Origin of the sequence: Idiomarina sp. OT37-5b (assembly GCF_002968395.1) — a bacterium.
In the GTDB taxonomy this organism is placed as follows: Bacteria; Pseudomonadota; Gammaproteobacteria; order Enterobacterales; family Alteromonadaceae; genus Idiomarina; species Idiomarina aquatica.
Genome location: NZ_CP027188.1, coordinates 1231447 through 1252807 on the forward strand (window position 1 = coordinate 1231447; position 21361 = coordinate 1252807).

The following is a 21361-nucleotide window of genomic DNA, read 5'->3' on the forward strand; positions in this document are numbered from 1 at the left end:
CTGCATGGTTATGCACGGTCATCGACTCGCTCAAATCGCTCCGTTTTCTTTAAAAGCCACCAAACTGGCAACGGAATATTGGTTTTCTTTGTATCCAACACCTTCTTACGCATCATTAAGCCCAAACCTGGCCCGCTTTCGCCTTCGGTTTTGTATCCAAGCACCTCTCTTGTGGGAACCTTGTACGCCATGAGAAGTAAACCGACTGCCCCTAAACATAATATTACTAGACCGGGACCAGCTCGTTCTATACGAAACTCCACCGAGTCCTGACTGACGGTAACTGCTGCATCAATTGCTCGATTTGAAGATTCGATTCTCTGGTAAGTCATATAGCCACCGACTACCGTCATTGATGCGAATACAATCACAAACACCGTTGTAAGGATGAGCACCAAGGATCTCATTCGCTTTCCCTCATTGCATAAAGCCGCCAGCACGCAGCTTTGTAGTAAATATGAAGCTTCAACGGATAGTCTTCGCCATGCCTGCCCTTATTATGGTTTTGCGTAAAGGACAAGTGAGTAGTCGCCATTGTCACTACTATATGGCTGTCCGATTTTCGAAAAACCGAACCTATTGAATAAATGATGCATAGAATCATTATCCTCCCGAGTTGTGGCAAAGCATGCCTTGCCAGACAACGTGTGAATGATTGACTCCATTAAAGCACGCCCATAGCCTTTGCCTCTCGCTGATTCAGACACATACAGCCAGCCGATTTCATATTCATACCTGCCTTGTTCACGAGCCCCCGACTTTTCGAAAACTCGAGCTTTATATCCGGCATTAGGGTTCTTAATTGCTCCAATGGCGACGCATTTCCCATCATTGATGAACACAAGCTTCTCAGCGTGTTGAATTCTTTGCCGAAGGCCTGCCAATGCAACTTCTCCGCCATCGGTCACCAGTTCTTCAAATGACTTAAGCTCAGCATCGTCACAGTCTTCAGGACTCTTGATGATCTTTTTCATGTTCATACACCATAACGCCCGCATTTGCGGCTAGTTTGGAGCGCAGCCGAAAACCAGTTCGGCAACATGCCGCTTGTTATACATATCTATGAAACAGTAAACATGCTTAACTTTTGGATAAATATAGGAATTAATCGATTTCGTTCTACATCGTATTCCCACAATGATTGGCCGAAGCCTCTTATTCGATCATTCTCATCAAGCTGTTCAAACTGCTCATCGGTTATAAGCGAGAACTTAAGCCACATTGCTAAAAACTGTAACCTTCTCAAATTTCTATCTTCTTGATCATGCTCGGATAGCCCAGTCTTTTCGCAAAGCTCTTCGTAGGTCATTTTTTGATGCAAAAGAGCCTCATAAATGGATGGATCAACTACCTTTATAACGGCCAGAAATGAAATTATGGGAACAAGCCTAAGCTGATTCTTTGATGAGGATGCGTAAAAAACCGCCAGATTTGTGTAGACCCTCTCAAGCTGGCGCAATGATAAATTAAAGTGCTTGGCGAGCACGTCCAGGGAATCCAATAGATTGCGGCCATCTCCCCACGTTTCTATTTGATGTAAGCCGAATAGTCTTTTATTGTACTGATTGATGTCGCTATCGTGACGGTCGCCGGTTTTCTTGGGGATCGTGGTTTCTATGTTAATAAATTTTTGAAGATAGGTGTGCGCATCTATATTTTGCCCGTATATACACTTAACGGCCTCTTCAAGCTGCTTTCTATGCATAACCAGAACAAATACAACATTTTTAACAGAAAATAGATGCTTAATTTTTTCAATTAGCTCTACGGCATAAGTGGGTTTACATCGATCGAGCTCATCGATAATTATTACTAGAGGCTTGTCGCCTTCTGGACTAAGAAGGCTCGGCATTTCCGATAGCAAACCTTTAAATGACTGAAGCAGTTCTACATCTTGCTTGTGTGACGCTAGCCTTTCGCCGACGTACTCTCCTACAACTGTAGACAACCCTTTAGCCACATCGGATTGAATATCTTTTAATTCGTCTATGTCACTATCTTTTATTGCACCCAGCGTGGCCGCTTTAATTCCGACTTTAGCAGTCCAAGATAATAATTGAACTCCAACATGCTTTGCCTTTTCTCGGAATTCTTTTGACTTTTGAGCATCCGGGTTAACAGAATTCAGTTCAACATATGTTGTAATAGCGCTAGTAACGGCAATAAATGCATCATCTATATAGTCGTTTGAAAAAGCATCAATATATATACTAGGAACGTCGGCTTGATTGAGCATGCCTTTCCACATTTTTACAAACGTAGTCTTTCCTTCACCCCACTTTCCATCGAGAGAAATAACAAGCTCATCGTTTGACTGGCAAACTAAATTCAATAGAGATTGACCAAAATTACTTCGGCCAAGGACATCTTGCTCGAATGCCTCATCTTCTCCGACAGTAATCGGGGGGGTGACGATGTTCATCTGTGCTCCTTCACGTATAACATTTGTATATTGTGCGTGCGCACTTAGAAACTTGTCCTATTGATAGCTTTCGGCTTTTAACTGTCTGATCAAGCGGGCATTCCTGACTTGAAAGATATCGAGTTAGGAAAGGCAATTTGAGCATGAGCAGTTACACTCTAGCGAGCGCACAATATCCAATCTTTATTTTTTGTTATGTGATTGACACTAGATGAATTAAATACACAACACAAGAACAAAACGCACAGTATTATCGAAGTGAATGTACCGTGCATCGCTAGCGACAGCCACACTTACTAATAACGGGACGGCTAGTCACTGAAGTAAACCGAAAGTCAGAAAGGTCTGCTCATCGCTCTCAGCGGACGGCCAATTGCTAGTTTAATCGGTAACGAGAACGCTACTTTTAAATTCGCTTAGTAAGCAAGGCATACGAGCTATCCGACGTTCGTACAGTTGGTAACAGGCGCAACAGCGAGCTAGGCTGGTCGTAGAAAGAAGCATTTTTATATGAGTTTGGTTACGGCGGTAAGAAAATTTACTTCAGAGCCGTGGTTGCACCAGGTGAACAAGCATTTCGTCAAAAGTTGATTGAGGTTTTGACGCAGGTTGATGGTGCGCGTAAAACGAATAGTCGGCGTCGGTCTAAGGTACATACTGCTGCATTTACTCACGAACTGACCAGTGAGAAGTATCAAGATGACGAAGTGTTTGTAAATGCTATAGATAACGCATTAGATGAAATTGAACCGATTGTAAAAGAAACCTCCGGGTGTCTGGCTAGACAGTTACCAGCAATCGAGGAGTCCTAAAATATACGGTTAGATAATAAGCTGTGTGGCTAATTAATATCCCGCGTCCCATAACACCGTGGAAAGCGTCGGCAGCCCCAAAATTGCCTTCCCGCATTGGCGCCGTTCCGAGCGGTGCGTTTAACCATTGGGCTATTGCAGTTAGGGCAATGTATGACGGTAACTTTACTGACATGGTTAGGGGGAAATGTAACGGCGTCTTTTTCACGTTGGCGGATAAACCGGTGAAAAGTGGTGCCGTCAATCATGTATATGGGTTTGTCTTTCGCAAAGTCGAGTGCTTCACGTGTCAGTTCTCCGGAAGTCACTATAAAACCACCGGCGGCGTTTTCTGCGGCAATGAGTCCATAAAGCTCTCGAACGACCGCAACGGGTACTTTACGCATTTTCCATTGTTTACACTGCACCAGGTACAGTCGGTCGTCTTTTTTTATGCGTAAGTCAACACCGCCATCAGGACCTTTTTTTGTGGGCTTTACGGTATAGCCTTCGCGTTTAAAGTATTCACCGGTTAACGATTCAAAATCGCTCCATGACATTTCATTTAGTGAAGCTGATGTCGGCGACTGCTCAACATAGTGGTAATGTCTTTGCGTTAGCAATGACTTGATAAATGACACAAAACTTGCAATTGCCAGCAATATCGGCAAAAAGATCTTTACTAACGTAAGCGCCATCGCTTTAGCGGGCTCAAATGCAGCAACCACAACATCGCCCGGATTACTGCTTTTAGGCCGAACTGCGGCCTCGGGCGTTAATTGCTGATAAATATCAATGCCCCAAAATATACATATTGCGAGAGCAAGACTGACATACCAGGGCCAAGTCACAAAGAGATCGAGGAGTCCCTCTATTAATGATTTACCGCTTCGTCTGCGCGCCATTGTCCTTCCTTGGGCAATCGGTAGTGAATGATCAGCTCATTAATTTAATACAAAAAAATTCTGACTGCTACCAAGGGGTCATGCCAGTTTATAGTCAACCGCGATCTAAGACGCCCCCCGAGCAACTGCCGTTACTCAACGACGGTGATGACCTCGACCAACTGCGGCCTTGGCACATCAACGTCGACAAAAACGGTCAATAAAACTGACCCACCATGGACTGTTCGGATAGACCGAAATCGGTGATCGGATTAAACCGAAATACGTGTTCGGGTGACCCCGCAACAATCTCAGCGACAATTATCTTGGCCGCCTGTGTGGCACAGCTAAGTTTGTTAGCGTCATACTGCCTAATTGAACACGCATACTGTGCGATAGTGGCAACTACTAGTGAATGCTCAAAACGGCTACCAGAAATGTCTTTGTTCGTTGTGTAATCTACAGCGCCTAAAAATGAGATATCTTTAAGTCGTTGCACCGCTGTAGAATCAATAGCAGTCTTGAAAAATGAATCGCGAAGGGTTGAACGAGTCCAGTAATAAAAACTGTAATGCTTAAATGAAGCCGGCGCCCAAAAGCTTAAAAATTCTTACCGTCAGACGTCGCCCGAACAATTCGTGTTGAGTCCAACCGTCTAATTAAGCTATAAAAGGTTTACGATTTAGTTCAGGGAAGATGCAATGAGTAAAACAGCTATCGCCGTAACCGCCTTAGTTGCAGGTGGGGTAGGCTATTGGTTGGGAGTTAGCCAGTCGCAAGAGGCAGAACCTCCAACTCCATCTAATTTCAATTCAGGTGCGGTTGAGTCCGCAGAGTCAGGCGTTATGCAGCAAGCGGTGAGCCAGCGGCAAACGGTTAAATCAGACGCCAAAATAGCCGATAGCTCCCGAGAAAAAGCCGAGCAAGAATCGTCGAATAGCACCGAAGAACTTATTGGCAAACATCCTTTTCACTTTCGAGGGATTTACGCACAAGTAGCGCGGGAAAATAGCTATTACCCAAAAATCGTTGACCGTTTTGTTAACGAGAATGGTGTTAGTTCCTGGGGCACTTCGCGTGAGGGAGAGATTACAAACTTTATGCAGTTTGACGCGCTTAAGAACATCAACGTGGACTATCTGCAGTGTCGTATTAAAACCTGTTTGATGCGAGGCTCCGCAGAATCGCTAGATGCAGCCAGTCAGGTTTACGAACATTATATAAAAATCCAGCAATGGGGCCATCACTTCGATGGCAAAGAGGACGAGGACGGCAATTTCCATTTTTACATAATTACGCACCGACAAGATGATTGATCACCACAGGTAATGTTCGTTCTTGAGAACAGCCAGACTTTGCAGCGCCTAGTCGGCTTTTTACGGCCTGAACCCGCAACATACAGCGATCTCGCACAACACGATGCGTTTTATTTCTACAGACAGCGCGAGGAGAGGGTGCTTAAATAAAAGGGCTTTGAAAAAAGCTCCTTAAGCACTTCGTGTGTCTCCTTAAGTAGTAACGCCCAGGGGGCGATGACGGCGGGACAGACCGCACTCCTCGTGAAAAAGTAGTAGAACGTCCATTTGAAAGTCCCTTTGAAAGTCCCTTCGCTCTGCGGAGGGACTTTTTTTAAGATACTAAATTGTTCCGCCAAAACGTGATTTAATAACCAACCAGTGGAGCGAACATCGCCGACCAAACGCGTTTGTCCGCACAGGAAGCCCCCAGACTGAAACGGTTGTCACAAGCTATGAACGAACAAGAACGCTACATGCAGGATTTCTTTAAGGTGTTTAACGGCGTTGAACGTTGGGGACCCGGCACCGCAGCCGACACCTTGCACGCACTCAAGCAGTTACCAACGCCACCGAAAACGTTGTTGGAAATCGGCTGCGGAAAGGGCGCTGCAACACTGGTACTTGCCAACGCACTTGACGCTCACATTACCGCGATAGACAACGAACAGACCGCCCTGGACAAGCTCTCGGAGCATCTGCACGCCAACGGCTTAACGCAACGGGTAAAGCCGCTTAACATGAGTATGGCCGATATCGACTTCCCCGATGAATCCTCCGACACCCTTTGGTGCGAAACATCCATTTACGTACTGGGTGTTGAGAAAGCGCTGGCGGCCTGGAAACGACTGTTAAAGCCCGGTGGTTTCATGGTATTCAATGACCTCGTTTGGTTAACCGACAACCGCAGCCATGAAGCCGCAGAATTTTGGTCACGCGAATACCCGGACATGCAAACCGTTGGCAAACGCCAGGCACAAATTCAGCAAGCAGGCTACGAACTCATCAATACGTTTACTCTCGATGATAAGGGTTGGCGTGACTATTATGAATCGCTGGAGCAGCGACTTGCTGAGTTGATGTCGGAACGACCAAGGTCAGAAGCATTTAATGACATAGCCGCTGAACTTGCTATCTACAAAAACTATTTGGCAGAGTTTGGCTATCAATTTTTTATCGTCAAAAAATCTAAATAGCCTGAGGCCATTAGAAACTCTATCTAAACGTCCGCTGTGAGCGAACAGCGGACCTTATTCCCCCTGCCTGCTCCAACTAATGATTAGCCGTCCCATTATTAACAAGTGTGGATGACGCTAGCGACGAACGGCAAATTCATTTCGGCAATATTGCGCGTTTTGTTGTTGTGTTGTGTATTTAAGTCGTTTAATGTCAATTACATAATAAAAATAAAGGTTGGATATTGTGCGCTCGGTAGAGTGTAACTGAGCATGCTCAAATTGCCTTTGCTAATTCGGGACCTTTGAACTTAGGAATACACGCTTTTTCAGTAAGTTAAGAACCGAAAACTATTAATTGGACGAGTTTCTAAATGCGCACGCACAATATACAAATGTTAGGCCTTTCCTATTGAGCGTGGTCGTGACGACCTAAACAAGAATGATAATTTGGAGATGTAAGTGATCAATCGCGGTTCTGAATGGCATAGATGGGAGCCGCATATCCATGCGCCCGGCACTATCCTCAACAACCAATTCGGTGTATCCGACCCTTGGAACTCATATCTCTCGACGCTTGAAGCCTTGACGCCGAGGGTTGAGGCGGTCGCGGTCACCGACTACTACGTTACCGACACATATGAGGAATTCCTTCAGCATAAGGACGCAGGCCGATTGCCCGATGTGTCTTTAATCTTCCCTAACATCGAATTGCGCCTCGATGTGGCGGCTAAAACGGGCTTCGTGAACATCCATTTGCTGGTTAGCCCTGAAGACCCTGAGCACCTCTCAGAAGTGAAACGCATTCTCAAGCGTCTTCAGTTCCATGCTTTTGGCGACCGTTTCGATTGCACGCGCGAGGAACTGATAAAGTTGGGCAAAAGTTCAGACGCGACCATCACTGATGACGGCGCCGCGCTTCGACACGGCGCCACACAGTTCAAAGTAAACTTCGATCAATTACGAAAGGTTATCGCCGAAAGCGAATGGGCGAAGAGGAACATTTTGATCGCTGTTGCTGGCGGTTCCGGTGACGGCACTTCCGGCGTCCGTCAGGCCGCAGACGCGACCGTTCGCCAGGAGATAGAGAAATTCGCCCACATCATCTTCTCCAGCAGTGTCGCACAGCGTGAATTCTGGATCGGCCAACGGAGCGTCAGCGTCGAAGAGCTGCGCTCGCGCTATGACGGGTGTAAACCGTGTCTCCATGGAAGTGACTCCCACGACCAAGCGTCCGTTGGGCAGCCAGTCGACAATCGCTTCTCGTGGGTCAAGGGTGCACTGACATTTGATGCCCTACGACAGGCCTGCATCGATCCGGAAGGCCGGGCCTATGTTGGTGAGAAACCGCCAAGTTCGGCCATGCCGTCGCAGGTCATCTCGCATGTACACATTGAAGACGCAGATTGGGCGGCCACGCCCGATATTCCACTCAATCCCGGCCTAGTCGCCATCATAGGCGCGCGGGGATCGGGCAAGACGGCACTGGCCGATGTGATTGCCGCTGGTTGCGATGCAATAACTCCAGCTGGCTGGGAGGCTGACGAGAACGTCAGCCCATCGTTCCTTGCTCGCGCACGGAAACTCATCGGGGGCTCCTCCACGACACTGACTTGGGGCGGCGGCGCGACGGAGACACGTGCACTTGATGGTCGCGACGCAAACGGCCATATGTCTTTCCCTCGTGCGAGATATCTCTCTCAGCAATTCGTCGAGGAGCTGTGTTCGGCCACAGGTGTCTCAGATGGTCTCGTCGATGAGATTGAGCGCGTTATCTTCGATTCCCACTCACAGGACGACCGTGAGTGGGCGATTGACTTCACTGAGCTCCGCGAGCAACGGACCGCTCGCTTCCAGCAAGCGCGAGAGCGTGAGGCGGAGGCGATCGCAGACATCTCCGACGTTATTGCTTCCGAGCTCGAGAAAGAGAGCCTCGTGTCTAGCCTTAGCAAACAGGTTGAGCAAAAGAAGAAGCTGATCGCTGGCTATACCGCTGACCAGGCTAAGCTGGTGGTCAAGGGTACTGACGTGCAGGTCGCGAGGCACACCCAGCTCAGCGAGGCGGCACAGGCGCTCAGGACCAAGATACAAGCCTACAACAATCAGCGTCGAACCTTTATCGCACTGCAGGACGAGGTTCGCAGTATGCGCGCTACCGGCGCGCCTGAAATGCTCCGTCAGATCCAGGCGCGACACAACAATAGTGGCCTCAACACCGGTCAATGGGACGAGTTCTTGCTGATCTACAAGGGCGATGTCGACAAGAGCCTAACTGCCTACACTGCATGGGCCGACGGAGAGGTTCGCAAGCTTAACGGTGCTCCGCCACCGCCCGGCGATCCAAATGTTGCCCTGATTGCCGATAACGCAGATCTCGCGATGCTTCCGCTTGCCATGATCGAAGCAGAGATGGCACGACTCGAGGCGCTATTCGGCGCGGACAAACTAGTTCGTGAGCAATACGCGGCACTTACAAAGCGGATTGCGCAAGAAAATTCGACGCTTCGGACCTTGGAAGCACGGCTTACTGACGCCAAGGGCGCAGAAGCACGGCGGAAGGATCTGCAGGCTGAGCGCGACGACACCTATGGCCGCGTGTTCGAGGCCATCATAAACGAGCAAAACGCACTGGCTGGCCTGTACGCACCGCTGATGGCTCGCCTTTCCGCGTCATCGGGCACGCTCAAGAAACTCAGCTTTTCGGTCAGCAGGATTGCCGACGTCCAGACCTGGGGCGCGTTTGCCGAAGAGGAGCTCCTCGACCGGCGCAAGGCGGGCCCTTTTTACGGGCGCGGCTCGTTGATCGCAGCCGCGACGGACGCTCTCAAACCTGCATGGGAAACCGGCTCTGCCGCCGAGGTTCAGAATGCTATGACGGTCTTTATGGGAAAATACCTGAAAGACCTCTTATCGCACGCGCCATTTTCCCCAACGCAGCAAACTGAATTCCGCGCGTGGTCGAAGCGGTTCGCACACTGGCTTTTCGGAACCGAACATATCGCCGTCCGCTACGAGATTTCCTACGACGGTGTCGACATCCGCAAGTTGTCACCAGGCACGCGTGGGATCGTCCTGTTGCTCCTCTACCTTGCTCTTGACGACTCTGACGACCGACCGTTGATTATCGACCAGCCCGAGGAAAATCTCGATCCAAAGTCGGTATTCGACGAGCTGGTGGCGCTATTTATCGCGGCGAAGGCGAAACGTCAGGTCATCATGGTGACGCACAACGCCAATCTCGTGATCAATACCGACGCGGATCAGATCATCGTCGCCGAAGCTGGTCCGCATCTTTCAGGTGGTCTGCCACCAATCAGCTATGTAGCGGGTGGGCTAGAGGATGCTGTGATCCGCAAGGTGGTTTGTGACATCCTTGAAGGTGGCGAAGCTGCTTTTAGGGAGCGAGCGAGGCGGCTTCGCGTTCGTCTCGATCGATAGGTTGGACTATGATGGCAATTTCGTCCGCGTCGTTTCACCAGCATGGCGATCCTTGGAGAGGGCATGCTGAAAGAGTCAGTTTACATAGCCGGCCTAACAATCGACTGCACAGCGATCGAATTTTGCCGCTTTACGGCTCCAAACCGGCGCGTGAGCCGGGCGTTAAGTTTTTCTATCGGAGGTTTAATGAGCAACAAAAAATTTGCAGTTGATTTTGATATGCCTGCAGATATTCACCCTTGCTATGTTTACGTGGGACCGAGTAAAGGGTACAGCGGGTATCAAGCGGTGGTAATTCTTTACGTATCATCTCGAATAGGGAAGTTTGATAGCCCTGAAGGGATAGCCATGAGTTTCGATGTAGAGAGCAACCTTTTCAAGTCGGAGCAGGAAGCCATTGATTGGGCAGAAGGTTGGATTATTAATAAATCCAAGACCAGTATTACTCTGCGGGAAGTCGATAAAACTTAAAAAAACGGGTGTTGTGTCGCCCCTGCTGGGGCTGGAACAGCCTTTCCAATGCTGCGCGGCTACAAGTCAGCCCAAAGCGGGACGCAATCCCAAGAGCATAGTGCTAATAATCATAGTCAGGCTGGTGACTTTTCCCCCGAAACTTCTTGAATCGAACTTAGTCAATGTTGGAAGAGCTCGGAATTCAATGAGTCTTTAAGTAGCGGAAAATTGGCCACTGATATGAATAGAAAAATAATGAATTGGAATCTAAAAGCTCATGGTTGATGTCGCCGACTTATTTGAAGACTATCAAAAGCCCGAAGGTGCTATTGAAGTAAGGACTCATGTTCTTAGTGAGGGCAATGAGGCAATTCTAGAGGACTTTCTGGTTGGAAAACTGCCTTGGTGTTATTTTCGACGTGAAAGTCTACCTGGCCAAATAGAGAGGAGCGGGCAAACTGCGTCAGCAATAATCGGGAGCAAATTCCCTAATCCAGGCGCAGTGATGTCTGGTGATTTTGGTGAAATTCTATCTTTATTCTATTTGTCCAGTGAGCGGCAAGAGCAGCTTATTGAAGTAATGAAATGGCAACTAAAGCAAGATCGGAATAAAGCTGCGCCTCATTCGGACGTCATATTACTGTTTCGAGAAAACGAAGGAGCCCCTTCTGAAAACGACTTCGTAATATGCGCCGAAGCAAAAGCAATGGCCACACCTAGCAATAGAACTTTACCAATAGAAAAATCGATTGAAGGCTACGTATCCGATAGCACTGGGCGGTTGTCGAGAACACTTACTTGGCTAAAAGAGCGAGCAGTAGCCGAAGACACCGCTGAAGCCATAGCGTTATACACAAGGTTTTCTGATGAAGCAGTCTCTACAACATTTCAGAAATATTATCGGTCATTTGCCATCATTGACAGGAACTTACTGGATGGGGAGCTGCAAAGAGAACTAGATTTGCCAGAACAAAGCGAAGCGTTTGAGGTCGTGGTTCTTGGAGTTCCTGGGCTCAGGGATGTTTATCAAAGGTGCTTTCAGCGCGCCTTAGATGAGGTGCCTAATGAATAATGCTCTCGGAAATATGATAGCGCAGCTTGAATCTTGGGAAAGTGCAGCTGAATTCAATATACCTGAAGAGGAATGGGCAGGTTATGCAGTTAAAAGCAGAACAGACGATCTATATATCAGCGCCTTTTCCGCGATCTTCGAGAGCTTAAGGGAAGAGGATACTAATGCTTTAAAATCCGATTTGCGTGAGTTGGCGAAGACCTTGCTTATCTATTCGAAGAGTGCAGCTGCTCGCTACATTAAAGGGGTAGACCCCACACTTAACTTGATCTATGCGGCTGCGTGTTTCTATATCTCTGATTATCCAGCTACAGCAACCTTAATCCTAAAGGATGTATCTAATTCTGATTCGTTGTTAGATGAAGAAAAATTCCTTTACACCTTTCTACTAAGGTCTATTTCATCTTCCAATAGCTATGAAGAGTTATTTTCTGATGTTGCTCGATTGCCGACAGGAAAAATATGGGATGAGTTAACTGACAATATTAGAGATTCAATGGCCTTGGGGTTGAGAGAAGATCCAAGACTATATATTGCATCAAAACTACTACTTAAGTGCCTTGAAAGATATTGTGAATATAGCGTTGGAACAAATCTTTCAAATTTCGCTCATGAGTTCTTACCTGAGGTTTGGGAGCCGTTTCTTTTTAATGAAGGAACGTTTTCAATTTGGGAGCTTTTCCCTTCTCAGAAGATTGCACTTCAAAATGGAATTCTAAGTAACCAAGACGAAGTGTATAGCCTTCAAATGCCTACTTCCTCAGGAAAAACATCTTTATGCGAGATTGTGATTTTTAACGAAGTAAGAGTCAGGCAGAAAAAAGTACTCTTCATAGTACCGTTTAGGGCATTAGCCGCAGAAATCAAGGCAGGGATTTCGACACGTCTCCAGTTAGCTGGCATCAATGTATTAGCAGCATATGGAGGCAATATACCCACTAGAAGCGAAGGCCAGAATATAGAGACTACGGATGTCTTGATCGTGACCCCCGAAAAACTAGTGGCTATTAGTCAAATGAATTCTGAGTTGCTCGCAGAGTTTAAAACCGTCATTTGCGATGAAGGTCATCTTATCGACGATAGAAGTCGAGGGTTTCAATATGAAATCTTGCTTACAAGGTTAAAGTCTAATGAGGATATTAGAAGAAAAATCGTATTTATTTCTGCAATTCTACCCAATATCGATGAAATACATGCTTGGCTTGGAGGGGGTGAAGAGGCTTTATCGGTTTCTGAATATAAGCCAGTTGAGATTGATTACGCTATTTTAAGAAGACAACAAAAGGATTTCTGGCAACTTTCGTTCAATACAATTCATAGACAGCCGAAAAGTTACTTTCTTCGAAACTTCATCATTAAGGATGATTTTAGATTTATTAACCGAGATACAGGAAATAGAAACTTACTACCCCAGCGTGATTCCCCGGCGATGCTGGCAAGCATAAGTGCGCTCAAATCTAGAAAACACGGTGCTGTTGCGATATTTACAACTCAGAAGGGGTCTAATGGCGTTAGTGGGTTAACAAATGCGATGCTAAGGCTGTTCGAGAATGATGCATTCTCTTGCAATGACGATTTTCAACAGTCTGAGGCATTGGAGCAACTTAGAGATTATATTGAATTCCAATTTGGAACGACTCACAAATTGAAGGCTCTGTTGTCACATGGGATTGGGTTTCATCACGGCGACCTTCCTCAAGAAATTAGAAGGGAGATGGAAGAAGGGATTCAGGGCAATGTATTTAATATTCTAATCTGCACCACTACTCTTGCTGAAGGAGTCAATTTACCTATCCGCACATTAGTCATGCATACGATTAGAAGATTTAATGGTCAAATCATGGAGCCTATTAAGCTTCGAAATATAAAAAATATCGTAGGGCGTGTAGGCCGAGCTGGAAAAGAAGCAAGAGGCAGAGTGATTTTTGTAAATTCAGATGAACAGAATATTGCAGAGTCTGTTTTTAGAGATGAACGAATGGAGCCTGCAAAAGGCGCACTTTTTAACCTTATTAGAAATATCGATAATAGCATTAGAGAGCTCAATATTCAGTTAAGTAACGATTTGTTTGAGCGTCAAAATCCTGAGTTCTTAAGCATTCTTGATCGGATTGATATGGCTCTAATTGATTTGGTTCCTGGAGATATGGACTTAAATGATTTTGAGGATCATTTGGGGGATATACTTGAGTCTACTTTAGCTTTTCGTTACTGCGATACTGATGAATTGAGAGCAAGGATGGAAGAAGTATTTCGACTCAGGTCACAGCATATCCAAGAAAGTATTGATGCAGCGCGTTGGCCAGCACTCAAATCCAGTGGTGCATCCCCGAGATATTTCAACTACCTCGAAGGATTAGAAGTAGTGGAGATGGACCTGTGGACAGAGCTGGAAGGTGTTTTAAACGAGGACTGGTTAAGAGAAGTCGTCCTAGAGGTAAAAGAATATCCCCTTCTCCATTTAGAGGATATTGAAGACGATGTACTTCTGCAGGTCATTCGACTTTGGTTGAGTGGTCGTACATATTTTGAGATTTCCAAAGATCTAGATATTGAATTTGATGATGCACTAGAATTGGTTTGTAGTTCGCTTGGCTACAAGCTTCAAGAATCAATGTCTAAAGCTACTCAATTGGCCATTAATTCACACGGTGAAAATATCTCAGAACTTGCACTTAATTGGTCTTCACTTCTCCAGTACGGATTGGGCGCACTGCAACAGTTAGATCTATTCGAACGAGGAGCAACAGATAGGTTGGCAGTATGGGGAATCCAACGGTATTTGGAAGCCAACAACGTACAGTATCGTAGAAATCGATTGCTGCGTTTCTTAAGAAATAATAGCGAGGCTGTTAGATTACAGTTAGAACAGGACACCAGAGTTCCAGTGCTCAGCTTCAATAGAATATGCGAAGAGCTGAGTTTGAGCTAATTGTACCGTGAAGTGCCCAAAATTGAATCAATGAAAAAGAGTCTCATGCTCCCCGCGTTGTAGTTGGAAAAGATTCTAGAATTGCCTAAAAACGCCTGTAAGGTGAAACTGCTTTCCCGCGCACTTGAGGACGGACGTAAACGTCCGCAATTGGCACAAACCAGACCAAACCTAAAGGACCCCCATGCCGCACAAACCGATAAACTTTAAAAAAAACTCAGCCTGTTTACTGAACAGTGGTCGCCAAAAGTGATTGCCGAGATGAACGATTACCAGTTCAAGGTGGTGAAACTGCAAGGTGACTTTGTCTGGCATGACCACAAGGACACCGATGAAACCTTTATTGTGCTTGCGGGGCGTCTGCGCATTGACTTCAGAGACGGCCATGTTGAGCTGTCTGAGGGTGAAATGTACGTGGTGCCAAAGGGCGTTGAACATAAGCCTTACGCCGAGCAAGAGGCGCAGGTGTTATTGATCGAGCCGCGGGGTGTGGTCAACACTGGTGATGAAAAGGGCAGTAAAACCGCTGAAAATGACGTTTGGATTTGATGATGAATGCTACCTGGTTCCGCAATCTCAAGCTGATAGAGTCCTGCTCGGTACCGACAGAGCGATATCAACCTGCTTGACCGGGTCATTTATGCGTTTTTTATCTTCTGCTTATCCGTAGCAAGCTTATAGCGCTGATAAGGCCTGCCAGGAGTAGCCAAAACAATACGACCGACATCCAAACCACAGGAGCGGCCTGGCTTACACCCCATTCCTCGAAGGTTATCTGTTGTTGAGTGAAGATTGATGCCATACCGAGGTATTGTAGTGGGGTGTTTGCCCATAACAGCGTTGCCAAAATGATAGGGGTAATATCAAGTTTAAGCAGTGTCATAAGCTGTGCCAGCAGTGGCGGCAGGTTTAAAAGAATACCTATCGTTGTGGTTCTTAAAAGAAATTGTCTCACTGATTTATCCTGTTCAGAAATCATTGAAACAATACGGGGTAAGTTTACTATTGTAAACGAGTAGCGATTTTTTCTTTAGCTTATTGTTTTTATGTGCAATCTTACGTCAGAAAGGAGACTGAACGTGTACAAAGTGGATAAATTACCGATTAACCCTAACCACCCCCTAATCATAACATTAGTGGCATTTTTTTTGCTGTTTATACTGATAGAAGGGGATAGTGGTGATCTGATACTCAGTTCGTTAATGTTTACGGTTTTTGGTTTTTATCACAGATACCACATCGCAAGGATAGATGAGCTTGATGAGCGAGTGTCGGAATTGGAATCTCGACTAGAAACCTGCGGTCAGTCTGACGAGCTAAACCGTGGCCGAACCACGACCACCTAAGGTATTAAACAATGTCAGAACTTTTTACAGAAGTGCTTCGTATCGTTTTGCCCATCGCTCTTATTGGCGGTGTCGTCCTGGTCAATCGACTCATTGGACTTAAGTACCCGCTGGGTGCGCTCTCTTGTATTGCTATATTTTGTCTTTTTTATTTCGGAATAGAGCTTATTGGTTCCTATGCTACCGACAAAGAAAGTACGCCTGGGCCGTTAGACAGTATTTTTGACGTGGCTGTACCGGTGTTATTGGGTGTTATTACGCTATGGGCTGATTTTATTGCATCCAAATTGTTTCCGAGGCGGCAAAGGGGGTGAGCTCACCAGCCGCCAACAAACACGAAAAATTAAAAATAAATACATCTGGTCCGCATGGAGAGCGGTTAAATGCTAAAAAAGACAGTTAAAGTAATGCTGGGCGTCGTTTTTCTTGCGGTGTTAGTGGGTGTGTTAAATGCCGTGTTGCTTGTACCTGACCTCAAAAAGGAGGGGTATGTTGTAGCGTACCGCGGAGGTGGAAGCTTAGTTGATTATGAGACGTTGCAAACGACTGGCTGCACAGCTTCCTCCCTTAAACAGTCTGGCGTGAATACCGTCGAAAATACTCGAGAGGCTGTAGCGGCTTCGGTTGCAGCTGGAGTTGACGTCGTTCATCTGAACGTACACCGCACAAGAGACAACCAACTTGTTGTGTTTCACGATTGGACCCTGGATTGTGCGACTGATGGAACCGGCCCCTTGAGCGAAAGTGATTTTGCTGATCTGGAACAGATTGACGCGGGATACGGTTACACATCAGATGGCGGTAAAACGTTTCCGTTTAGAAACAAGGGCTTCAGAATATCTAAATTAAGCGACTTTTACGCGTTATATCCGGAGCAAATATTCTGGTTAAACTTGAAAAATGACGACGAGCTCTCTTTTAACGTTTTATCTTCTCACCTATCTAGCATGTCTTCCTTTTCACGCAAAAATACTACGGTGATTACGTCTTCAGCAGGCGTTCGGTGGTTTGATGTAAATGCACCAGAAGTCCGCGTAGCGAGTGTTGGCAGCGTTAAAAGCTGTGGTATTGATTATCTGATCGTCGGTTGGGCAGGCATAGTCCCCGAATCCTGTAAGAACACTTTACTGCTTATACCTCCTTCCATGACTAACTATTTTTGGGGTTTTCCCGAACAACTTGCTTCAAGAATGCAAAATCATGGCACAGAAGTTTACCTCTGGTCGAAGCATAATGCGGTAAATCCCGACCTTGTAAACCTAATCAGTGACGGGGTAGGTATTGTAACCAGCGATCGGGATTTTATTCATTCAGCTCAGATTGATTGAAGTGGTCCTTACGGAAAAAGCGGTCATTTTGTGCAATTTGATGAGCCGGAATTAGTGGTCAGCGAGTTGTTGCTGCTGATGTAGCAGTTAAAGTAATAGCCTTATTATTACCTGATGAATTTCATGTGAGCGAATGGTATTGTTACAAAAATGTTGTTAACCATCATCAGGGACGAAACATGAAACATCGAGTCAGCGCATTAGCGTTCTGTCTTTTCTCCGGTGCTGCCATGGCATCGGAGCCCGTTGAATATCAGACGAAGCTGGCATTCTCACCCGATAATTCAGCGTTAACCGCGGTAACGGCGTTTGAGATACCCGTTGAGCAGATAACCAACGGTGCCGTGGCGTTATTTCTGAATCAAAAGTTTTCGGTAACGTCGGTAACGGGGGAAAACATTCGCTCCTTTGATATTGAGCAATCGAAAAAGGTACCCGTTTGGAGTGAGGTGATCATCAAGTTCAGCGAGGCGGGCAATAGCAAACCTCAGTCTGTACGCATCGAGTACGCCGGCTCGATTGATAATGAGGCTCAGCACGGCAATTTTATTACCGCCAATGACCTACACCTGAGCATTGATTCGGCCTGGCATCCGGTGTTCAGCGATTTCTCGACGCCAATTACCGGGACGGTTTCGGTTGAGCTGGGCGACGACTGGCAGGTATTTGGGCCAGGCACCGTGACCCGCAGCGAACGGTCGTACCAAATCAGCAGTGAACACCCCACAATAGATGTATCGCTATATGCTGAGAAGCAGCCTGCCCGCCTCGATAAAGAGGGCTTTACGGTTGTTCATGACGGTAGCAATGCCGAGATGGCCGAATTGGTCTCGCGAACGGGATTGCAGTGTTTCAAGCAGATGAACCAACGTTTCGGCAAGCTGGCACCGCTGGAAAGCGCACAAACCGTTTTGCTCAAACGCGCAGGCCCCAGCTTTGCCCGAGGCAATTACATTTCACTCAGTATTCAGAATCTGGGGGCTGACGTTCATACTCACCAATATTTGTGCCATGAACTGGCACATAACTGGACCAGCTACACCAGCGCCATGTCGCACGACTACTGGCTGGTTGAGTCATTCGCGGAATACATTTCGGCACAAGAAATTGAGCGGGTTTACGGTGAACAGGCATTCAATAACATCGTGAAAGGCTGGCAGAGCCGAGCGAAGGGCGAGACGTTTGTCTGGCGTTCGGATATCGATCGCAGAGCATCGCACAAAGTAAATTACGGCCTCGGGCCGATTGCCTTAATGAAGTTGCAAGACAAGTTGGGAGAAACCGATTTTAATGAACTTGTCGACTGGTACATGGCCAATGACGTGACAGAAACCGAAGCGCTGCTTACAAAAATAGCATCGCTCGCAAATGCCGATACCGAACGTTGGTTTCGGGATTTACTGGCTGGCAGTTAAAGCGTCTACATCAGGAAGCTCATCGATTAAAGCAAGGCACTCACCGAATGATAGGTTTTATGTCTAGGAGGAAGTTAACGATGGAGCTCACAATGAAAAGAATAATCTCGTATTTAACCATCGCGCTGTCATTATCGGTAAATGCTTTGTCCGCTCAGGAAAGCATATTTGATGCCATTCCCGAAATGTTACGAGATGGCGAAGTGAATACCATTCTGGCTGAATTCTCTGACCAACCGCAAACACTGGCTCAGATTTATGTGAATATGGGACGTCCGGATAAAGCGCACGATTTGATCGAGCGTTTTTCAAGCGCAGGTTATTGTGACGTTGAGCATTGATACCACAGCCTGCTCGTTTGAGGGCAGAAACAACGATCCTATGGCTCCTGCCGATGACCCCAGCTACTTTCGTCAGTTATTGGCCGAACGGTGGTTGTGAGTTAAATCCTCTAACTTTTATAATCGGCAAACGAACACGAATCGCCAATTTCTCCCGAAAAGATTACTGTTGGAGTCCAGTGTTAGAACTTATTTCTCTCGACGTAAGTAAAGCTCTTATAGTTATTAAACTCGCGCTTTAGATGGTCTTCCTCATCAAAACTATAAGTATAAAAATTTTCTAAAGAAACTTGCCTTTGGTTAGATTTTATTTTCAAACTATGGAAGCCAAATCTATTTTCAAGAATGAATTGCTCTACCTCTTTAAAGTAAAACTCTTCCCCGCTGCTAAAGTTAATTTCCTCGAGTTTAAAATCTATAGTGACTGATTTCGGCAACTTGAATGACAGTATTGCTTTTCCTATTACATAAACTAGAGCAATGCAAGCGAAAACGTTTGAAAAATAAGCTTTAAACTTTAGCTCTGGGGGAACATCAGGGGCAGCAAAGTGTAGAAATGCTATGAAAAAGACCATAAAAACAACACACACTGTTCCGAAATTATATGGTTTTCTAACAAGAGTGATTTTTGTCACAAATTTATCCTTGATTCGCCGCCCACGCAGTGAAGTATTCTATCGCTGTGCACTCCTTAACGACGATGACTGGGCTTCGTAATTGCATTGTATTTTTAAGTCATTTACTGTTAAAAGACAACGAAAAATTAAAGTAGGATGTTTATAAATGCAGTATAAAAGGTAAAGTAGTTGTTCCCTGCTAACCGAGGTGGAGAAAAAGCAATTGAAGCACATCCGTGTTGGTCAAGATAGTGTAACTACGATAAGTTCTTTATAAAGCAAAGGCAAATCGACGTCTGGTTCAACTATCATCACGGTCTACATCAGGAGCACAACAATGAATCCGCAAGCTGTTATCGATTTCTGGTTCGACGAGCTGACACCCAAGCAATGGTTTGCCAAGAGCGATGCGCTGGATAACACCATAAAAACGCGTTTTAGCGACATTTTAGTGGCTGCGGCGGCGGGAGAGTGCTGGCGCTGGCGACACAGCGCAGAAGGGCGTTTGGCCGAAATTATTGTCCTTGATCAGTTCTCACGAAATGTCTATCGCGACACGCCGATGGCATTTAGTCAGGACCCTATGGCGTTGGTGCTGGCGCAGGAGGCCGCTACCCGCACCGTAACGACATATTAGGCCGTACTTCCAGTGAAGAAGAGTTGGCCTTTCTGAAGCAGCCCGGCTCGAGTTTTTAGCGATCGTTCGACATGGGGGCTTTTATCAGTTCCGTCGAATACGTCGTAAACCCAACACAAAGCCAGTATAAACCAGAATACAGGCGAGGAGGGACGCTAACCCTGCAAGGGTTTGTCCTACGATGCCAAAATACTCTCCCGTGTGTAAAAATCGCGCGGTGCCCCAGGCTTGATCGCCCATGGACCAGTCTTCTTTTCGCAACACATCAGTGACCTGTCCGGTGCGGGAGTCGAAAAACAGAGAATACGCGAGTTCTTGTCTGTGTCCGATGCTTTTATCGATGTAAAATCGGGCTTCGTGCGGGTGCTCACCAATTTCCATCCACATGGAATACCAGTCGCCGTAGTCATTTTCTTTGGCATGGTGTTTGGCGCGTTCGAACAGCTTTTCATAAGCTATTTGGCCTTGAGCGAGTGATGTGACTGGCTCATGTTTTTCAGGTACTGGAACGGTCTCACCATAAAAGCCGTAAAGCGCTTTGTTTGCCCAGTCAAAGTGAAACAGTGTTGCGGTTACTGCAATGACGAATAGCGCGGGCAACGACCATATGCCGAATACAAAATGCCACTGACGATTTCGATGATGGGCGTTTTTATAGCGCTTGGGTAGCCAACTTTGCGACCTTAGGGACCTGAGAGATAATCGCTTAGGCAACCACAAATAAAGACCACTAAGTATTAAGAAAATGAACGCCAGGTTAGCGTAGTTATTCAGGGCTTTGCCGATACTACGGTAATCACCTTCGAGTAACAGGTACCGATGTAAATCGGTCACAATGTGGAAGAATTCGGCCACGGCGCCTTCACCGACGCGCAGTATTTCCCCACTATAAGGGTGCAGCAAATAGCTATTGGGTCCAGCCCATGCCGGTACCGCTGCGCCGTCACGGTTTACCCAGCGAACGTAAATATGAGGTTCTTTAGGATGAAGCTCCTGCAATATCGCCACGGCACGGTCAGTTGTTATGCGCTGCCTGTCAGGTTCTGGCTCAACCGCATAACTCATTTCGGCAAGCTCTTTTATCTGTCGTTCGTAGGTAAGTAAAACACCGGTTGCTGACATGGTAAAAATAAACAGCGCCGCGATCATTCCGGCGGTAAGGTGGATCCAGAAGATCCACCGCTTTACCGAATTAGGCAGTTTGACCATTTTGTT

Annotated in this window: 19 protein-coding genes and 1 pseudogene; 13 read left to right on the forward strand and 7 right to left on the reverse strand. The window is 46.5% G+C overall.

Going from position 1 to position 21361, the window contains the following annotated elements; translation table 11 throughout:
• Positions 1-8: 8 nt before the first annotated feature.
• From C5610_RS05730 to C5610_RS05750, 4 genes are all read right to left on the reverse strand, one after another.
• Entirely contained in the window at positions 9-407 is a 399-nt protein-coding gene (locus C5610_RS05730) for a hypothetical protein (protein ID WP_105306329.1), read from the reverse strand.
• A 90-nt stretch (positions 408-497) separates the two neighbouring features.
• Positions 498-974, reverse strand: a complete 477-nt coding sequence (locus C5610_RS05735; protein ID WP_105307713.1) for a GNAT family N-acetyltransferase — start codon at positions 972-974, stop codon at positions 498-500.
• 86 nt (positions 975-1060) lie between these two features.
• Positions 1061-2422 (reverse strand): P-loop NTPase fold protein, encoded by a 1362-nt coding sequence (locus tag C5610_RS05740; protein WP_105306330.1) that lies wholly within the window; start codon positions 2420-2422, stop codon positions 1061-1063.
• 841 nt (positions 2423-3263) lie between these two features.
• Complete coding sequence (locus C5610_RS05750; RefSeq protein ID WP_105306332.1) at positions 3264-4118, reverse strand: restriction endonuclease; 855 nt, start codon at positions 4116-4118, stop codon at positions 3264-3266.
• A gap of 80 nt (positions 4119-4198) precedes the next feature.
• Between C5610_RS05750 and C5610_RS13680 the strand changes: the two genes are divergently transcribed.
• The 8 genes from C5610_RS13680 (at position 4199) to C5610_RS05790 (ending at position 15011) form a co-directional block, all read left to right on the forward strand.
• A complete protein-coding gene (locus C5610_RS13680) occupies positions 4199-4321 on the forward strand; it encodes a hypothetical protein (RefSeq protein ID WP_262340051.1) in 123 nt (40 codons plus the stop codon).
• Positions 4322-4798: 477 nt separating this feature from the next.
• Positions 4799-5413, forward strand: coding sequence for a hypothetical protein (locus C5610_RS05760; protein WP_105306334.1), 615 nt, complete (start codon positions 4799-4801; stop codon positions 5411-5413).
• Between the two features lie 434 nt (positions 5414-5847).
• Positions 5848-6588, forward strand: coding sequence for a class I SAM-dependent methyltransferase (locus C5610_RS05765; RefSeq protein WP_105306335.1), 741 nt, complete (start codon positions 5848-5850; stop codon positions 6586-6588).
• A gap of 441 nt (positions 6589-7029) precedes the next feature.
• Positions 7030-10005 (forward strand): TrlF family AAA-like ATPase, encoded by a 2976-nt coding sequence (locus C5610_RS05770; protein ID WP_105306336.1) that lies wholly within the window; start codon positions 7030-7032, stop codon positions 10003-10005.
• Positions 10006-10068: 63 nt separating this feature from the next.
• On the forward strand, positions 10069-10476 hold the full coding sequence (locus tag C5610_RS05775; RefSeq protein WP_158682666.1) for a hypothetical protein: 408 nt from the start codon (positions 10069-10071) through the stop codon (positions 10474-10476).
• 259 nt (positions 10477-10735) lie between these two features.
• Positions 10736-11530, forward strand: a complete 795-nt coding sequence (locus C5610_RS05780; RefSeq protein WP_105306338.1) for a Hachiman antiphage defense system protein HamA — start codon at positions 10736-10738, stop codon at positions 11528-11530.
• Positions 11523-14462: a DEAD/DEAH box helicase gene (locus C5610_RS05785; RefSeq protein ID WP_158682667.1), complete on the forward strand. Its 2940-nt coding sequence runs from the start codon at positions 11523-11525 to the stop codon at positions 14460-14462. The genes C5610_RS05780 and C5610_RS05785 overlap by 8 nt, the downstream gene beginning before the upstream one ends.
• 261 nt (positions 14463-14723) lie before the next feature.
• A complete protein-coding gene (locus C5610_RS05790; RefSeq protein WP_222843006.1) occupies positions 14724-15011 on the forward strand; it encodes a cupin domain-containing protein in 288 nt (95 codons plus the stop codon).
• Positions 15012-15111: 100 nt separating this feature from the next.
• Here the strand turns inward: C5610_RS05790 and C5610_RS05795 are convergent, their stop codons facing one another.
• Complete coding sequence (locus tag C5610_RS05795) at positions 15112-15417, reverse strand: hypothetical protein (RefSeq protein WP_222843007.1); 306 nt, start codon at positions 15415-15417, stop codon at positions 15112-15114.
• A gap of 402 nt (positions 15418-15819) precedes the next feature.
• On the opposite strand from C5610_RS05795, the gene C5610_RS05805 reads away from it, so the two are divergent.
• The 4 genes from C5610_RS05805 to C5610_RS05820 all read left to right on the forward strand — a co-directional run bounded on the left by C5610_RS05805 (position 15820) and on the right by C5610_RS05820 (position 18892).
• A complete protein-coding gene (locus C5610_RS05805) occupies positions 15820-16122 on the forward strand; it encodes a hypothetical protein (RefSeq protein WP_105306343.1) in 303 nt (100 codons plus the stop codon).
• 69 nt (positions 16123-16191) lie between these two features.
• Positions 16192-17136: a glycerophosphodiester phosphodiesterase family protein gene (locus tag C5610_RS05810; RefSeq protein ID WP_105306344.1), complete on the forward strand. Its 945-nt coding sequence runs from the start codon at positions 16192-16194 to the stop codon at positions 17134-17136.
• Positions 17137-17315: 179 nt separating this feature from the next.
• On the forward strand, positions 17316-18551 hold the full coding sequence (locus C5610_RS05815) for a hypothetical protein (protein WP_105306345.1): 1236 nt from the start codon (positions 17316-17318) through the stop codon (positions 18549-18551).
• Between the two features lie 92 nt (positions 18552-18643).
• Complete coding sequence (locus C5610_RS05820; protein WP_105306346.1) at positions 18644-18892, forward strand: hypothetical protein; 249 nt, start codon at positions 18644-18646, stop codon at positions 18890-18892.
• 182 nt (positions 18893-19074) lie between these two features.
• On the opposite strand, the gene C5610_RS05825 is transcribed toward C5610_RS05820, so the two are convergent.
• Entirely contained in the window at positions 19075-19527 is a 453-nt protein-coding gene (locus C5610_RS05825) for a hypothetical protein (protein WP_158682668.1), read from the reverse strand.
• 319 nt (positions 19528-19846) lie between these two features.
• Between C5610_RS05825 and C5610_RS05830 the strand changes: the two are divergent.
• Positions 19847-20205: pseudogene (locus C5610_RS05830) on the forward strand (DUF924 family protein).
• A gap of 25 nt (positions 20206-20230) precedes the next feature.
• On the opposite strand, the gene C5610_RS05835 reads toward C5610_RS05830, so the two are convergent.
• On the reverse strand, positions 20231-21355 hold the full coding sequence (locus tag C5610_RS05835) for a PepSY-associated TM helix domain-containing protein (protein ID WP_105306348.1): 1125 nt from the start codon (positions 21353-21355) through the stop codon (positions 20231-20233).
• Positions 21356-21361: the final 6 nt, after the last annotated feature.

Excerpts from the sequence above, each read along its gene's own strand:
- C5610_RS05765 (WP_105306335.1), top strand. The coding sequence starts at position 5,848 with ATGAACGAACAAGAACGCTACATGCAGGATTTCTTTAAGGTGTTTAAC.
- C5610_RS05815 (WP_105306345.1), top strand. The coding sequence starts at position 17,316 with ATGAAACATCGAGTCAGCGCATTAGCGTTCTGTCTTTTCTCCGGTGCT.
- C5610_RS05785 (WP_158682667.1), top strand. The coding sequence starts at position 11,523 with ATGAATAATGCTCTCGGAAATATGATAGCGCAGCTTGAATCTTGGGAA.
- C5610_RS05820 (WP_105306346.1), top strand. The coding sequence starts at position 18,644 with ATGAAAAGAATAATCTCGTATTTAACCATCGCGCTGTCATTATCGGTA.
- C5610_RS05810 (WP_105306344.1), top strand. The coding sequence starts at position 16,192 with ATGCTAAAAAAGACAGTTAAAGTAATGCTGGGCGTCGTTTTTCTTGCG.
- C5610_RS05835 (WP_105306348.1), bottom strand. The coding sequence starts at position 21,355 with ATGGTCAAACTGCCTAATTCGGTAAAGCGGTGGATCTTCTGGATCCAC.
- C5610_RS05775 (WP_158682666.1), top strand. The coding sequence starts at position 10,069 with ATGCTGAAAGAGTCAGTTTACATAGCCGGCCTAACAATCGACTGCACA.
- C5610_RS05780 (WP_105306338.1), top strand. The coding sequence starts at position 10,736 with ATGGTTGATGTCGCCGACTTATTTGAAGACTATCAAAAGCCCGAAGGT.
- C5610_RS05790 (WP_222843006.1), top strand. The coding sequence starts at position 14,724 with ATGAACGATTACCAGTTCAAGGTGGTGAAACTGCAAGGTGACTTTGTC.
- C5610_RS05760 (WP_105306334.1), top strand. The coding sequence starts at position 4,799 with ATGAGTAAAACAGCTATCGCCGTAACCGCCTTAGTTGCAGGTGGGGTA.
- C5610_RS13680 (WP_262340051.1), top strand. The coding sequence starts at position 4,199 with ATGCCAGTTTATAGTCAACCGCGATCTAAGACGCCCCCCGAGCAACTG.
- C5610_RS05750 (WP_105306332.1), bottom strand. The coding sequence starts at position 4,118 with ATGGCGCGCAGACGAAGCGGTAAATCATTAATAGAGGGACTCCTCGAT.
- C5610_RS05805 (WP_105306343.1), top strand. The coding sequence starts at position 15,820 with ATGTCAGAACTTTTTACAGAAGTGCTTCGTATCGTTTTGCCCATCGCT.
- C5610_RS05740 (WP_105306330.1), bottom strand. The coding sequence starts at position 2,422 with ATGAACATCGTCACCCCCCCGATTACTGTCGGAGAAGATGAGGCATTC.
- C5610_RS05735 (WP_105307713.1), bottom strand. The coding sequence starts at position 974 with ATGAAAAAGATCATCAAGAGTCCTGAAGACTGTGACGATGCTGAGCTT.
- C5610_RS05730 (WP_105306329.1), bottom strand. The coding sequence starts at position 407 with ATGAGATCCTTGGTGCTCATCCTTACAACGGTGTTTGTGATTGTATTC.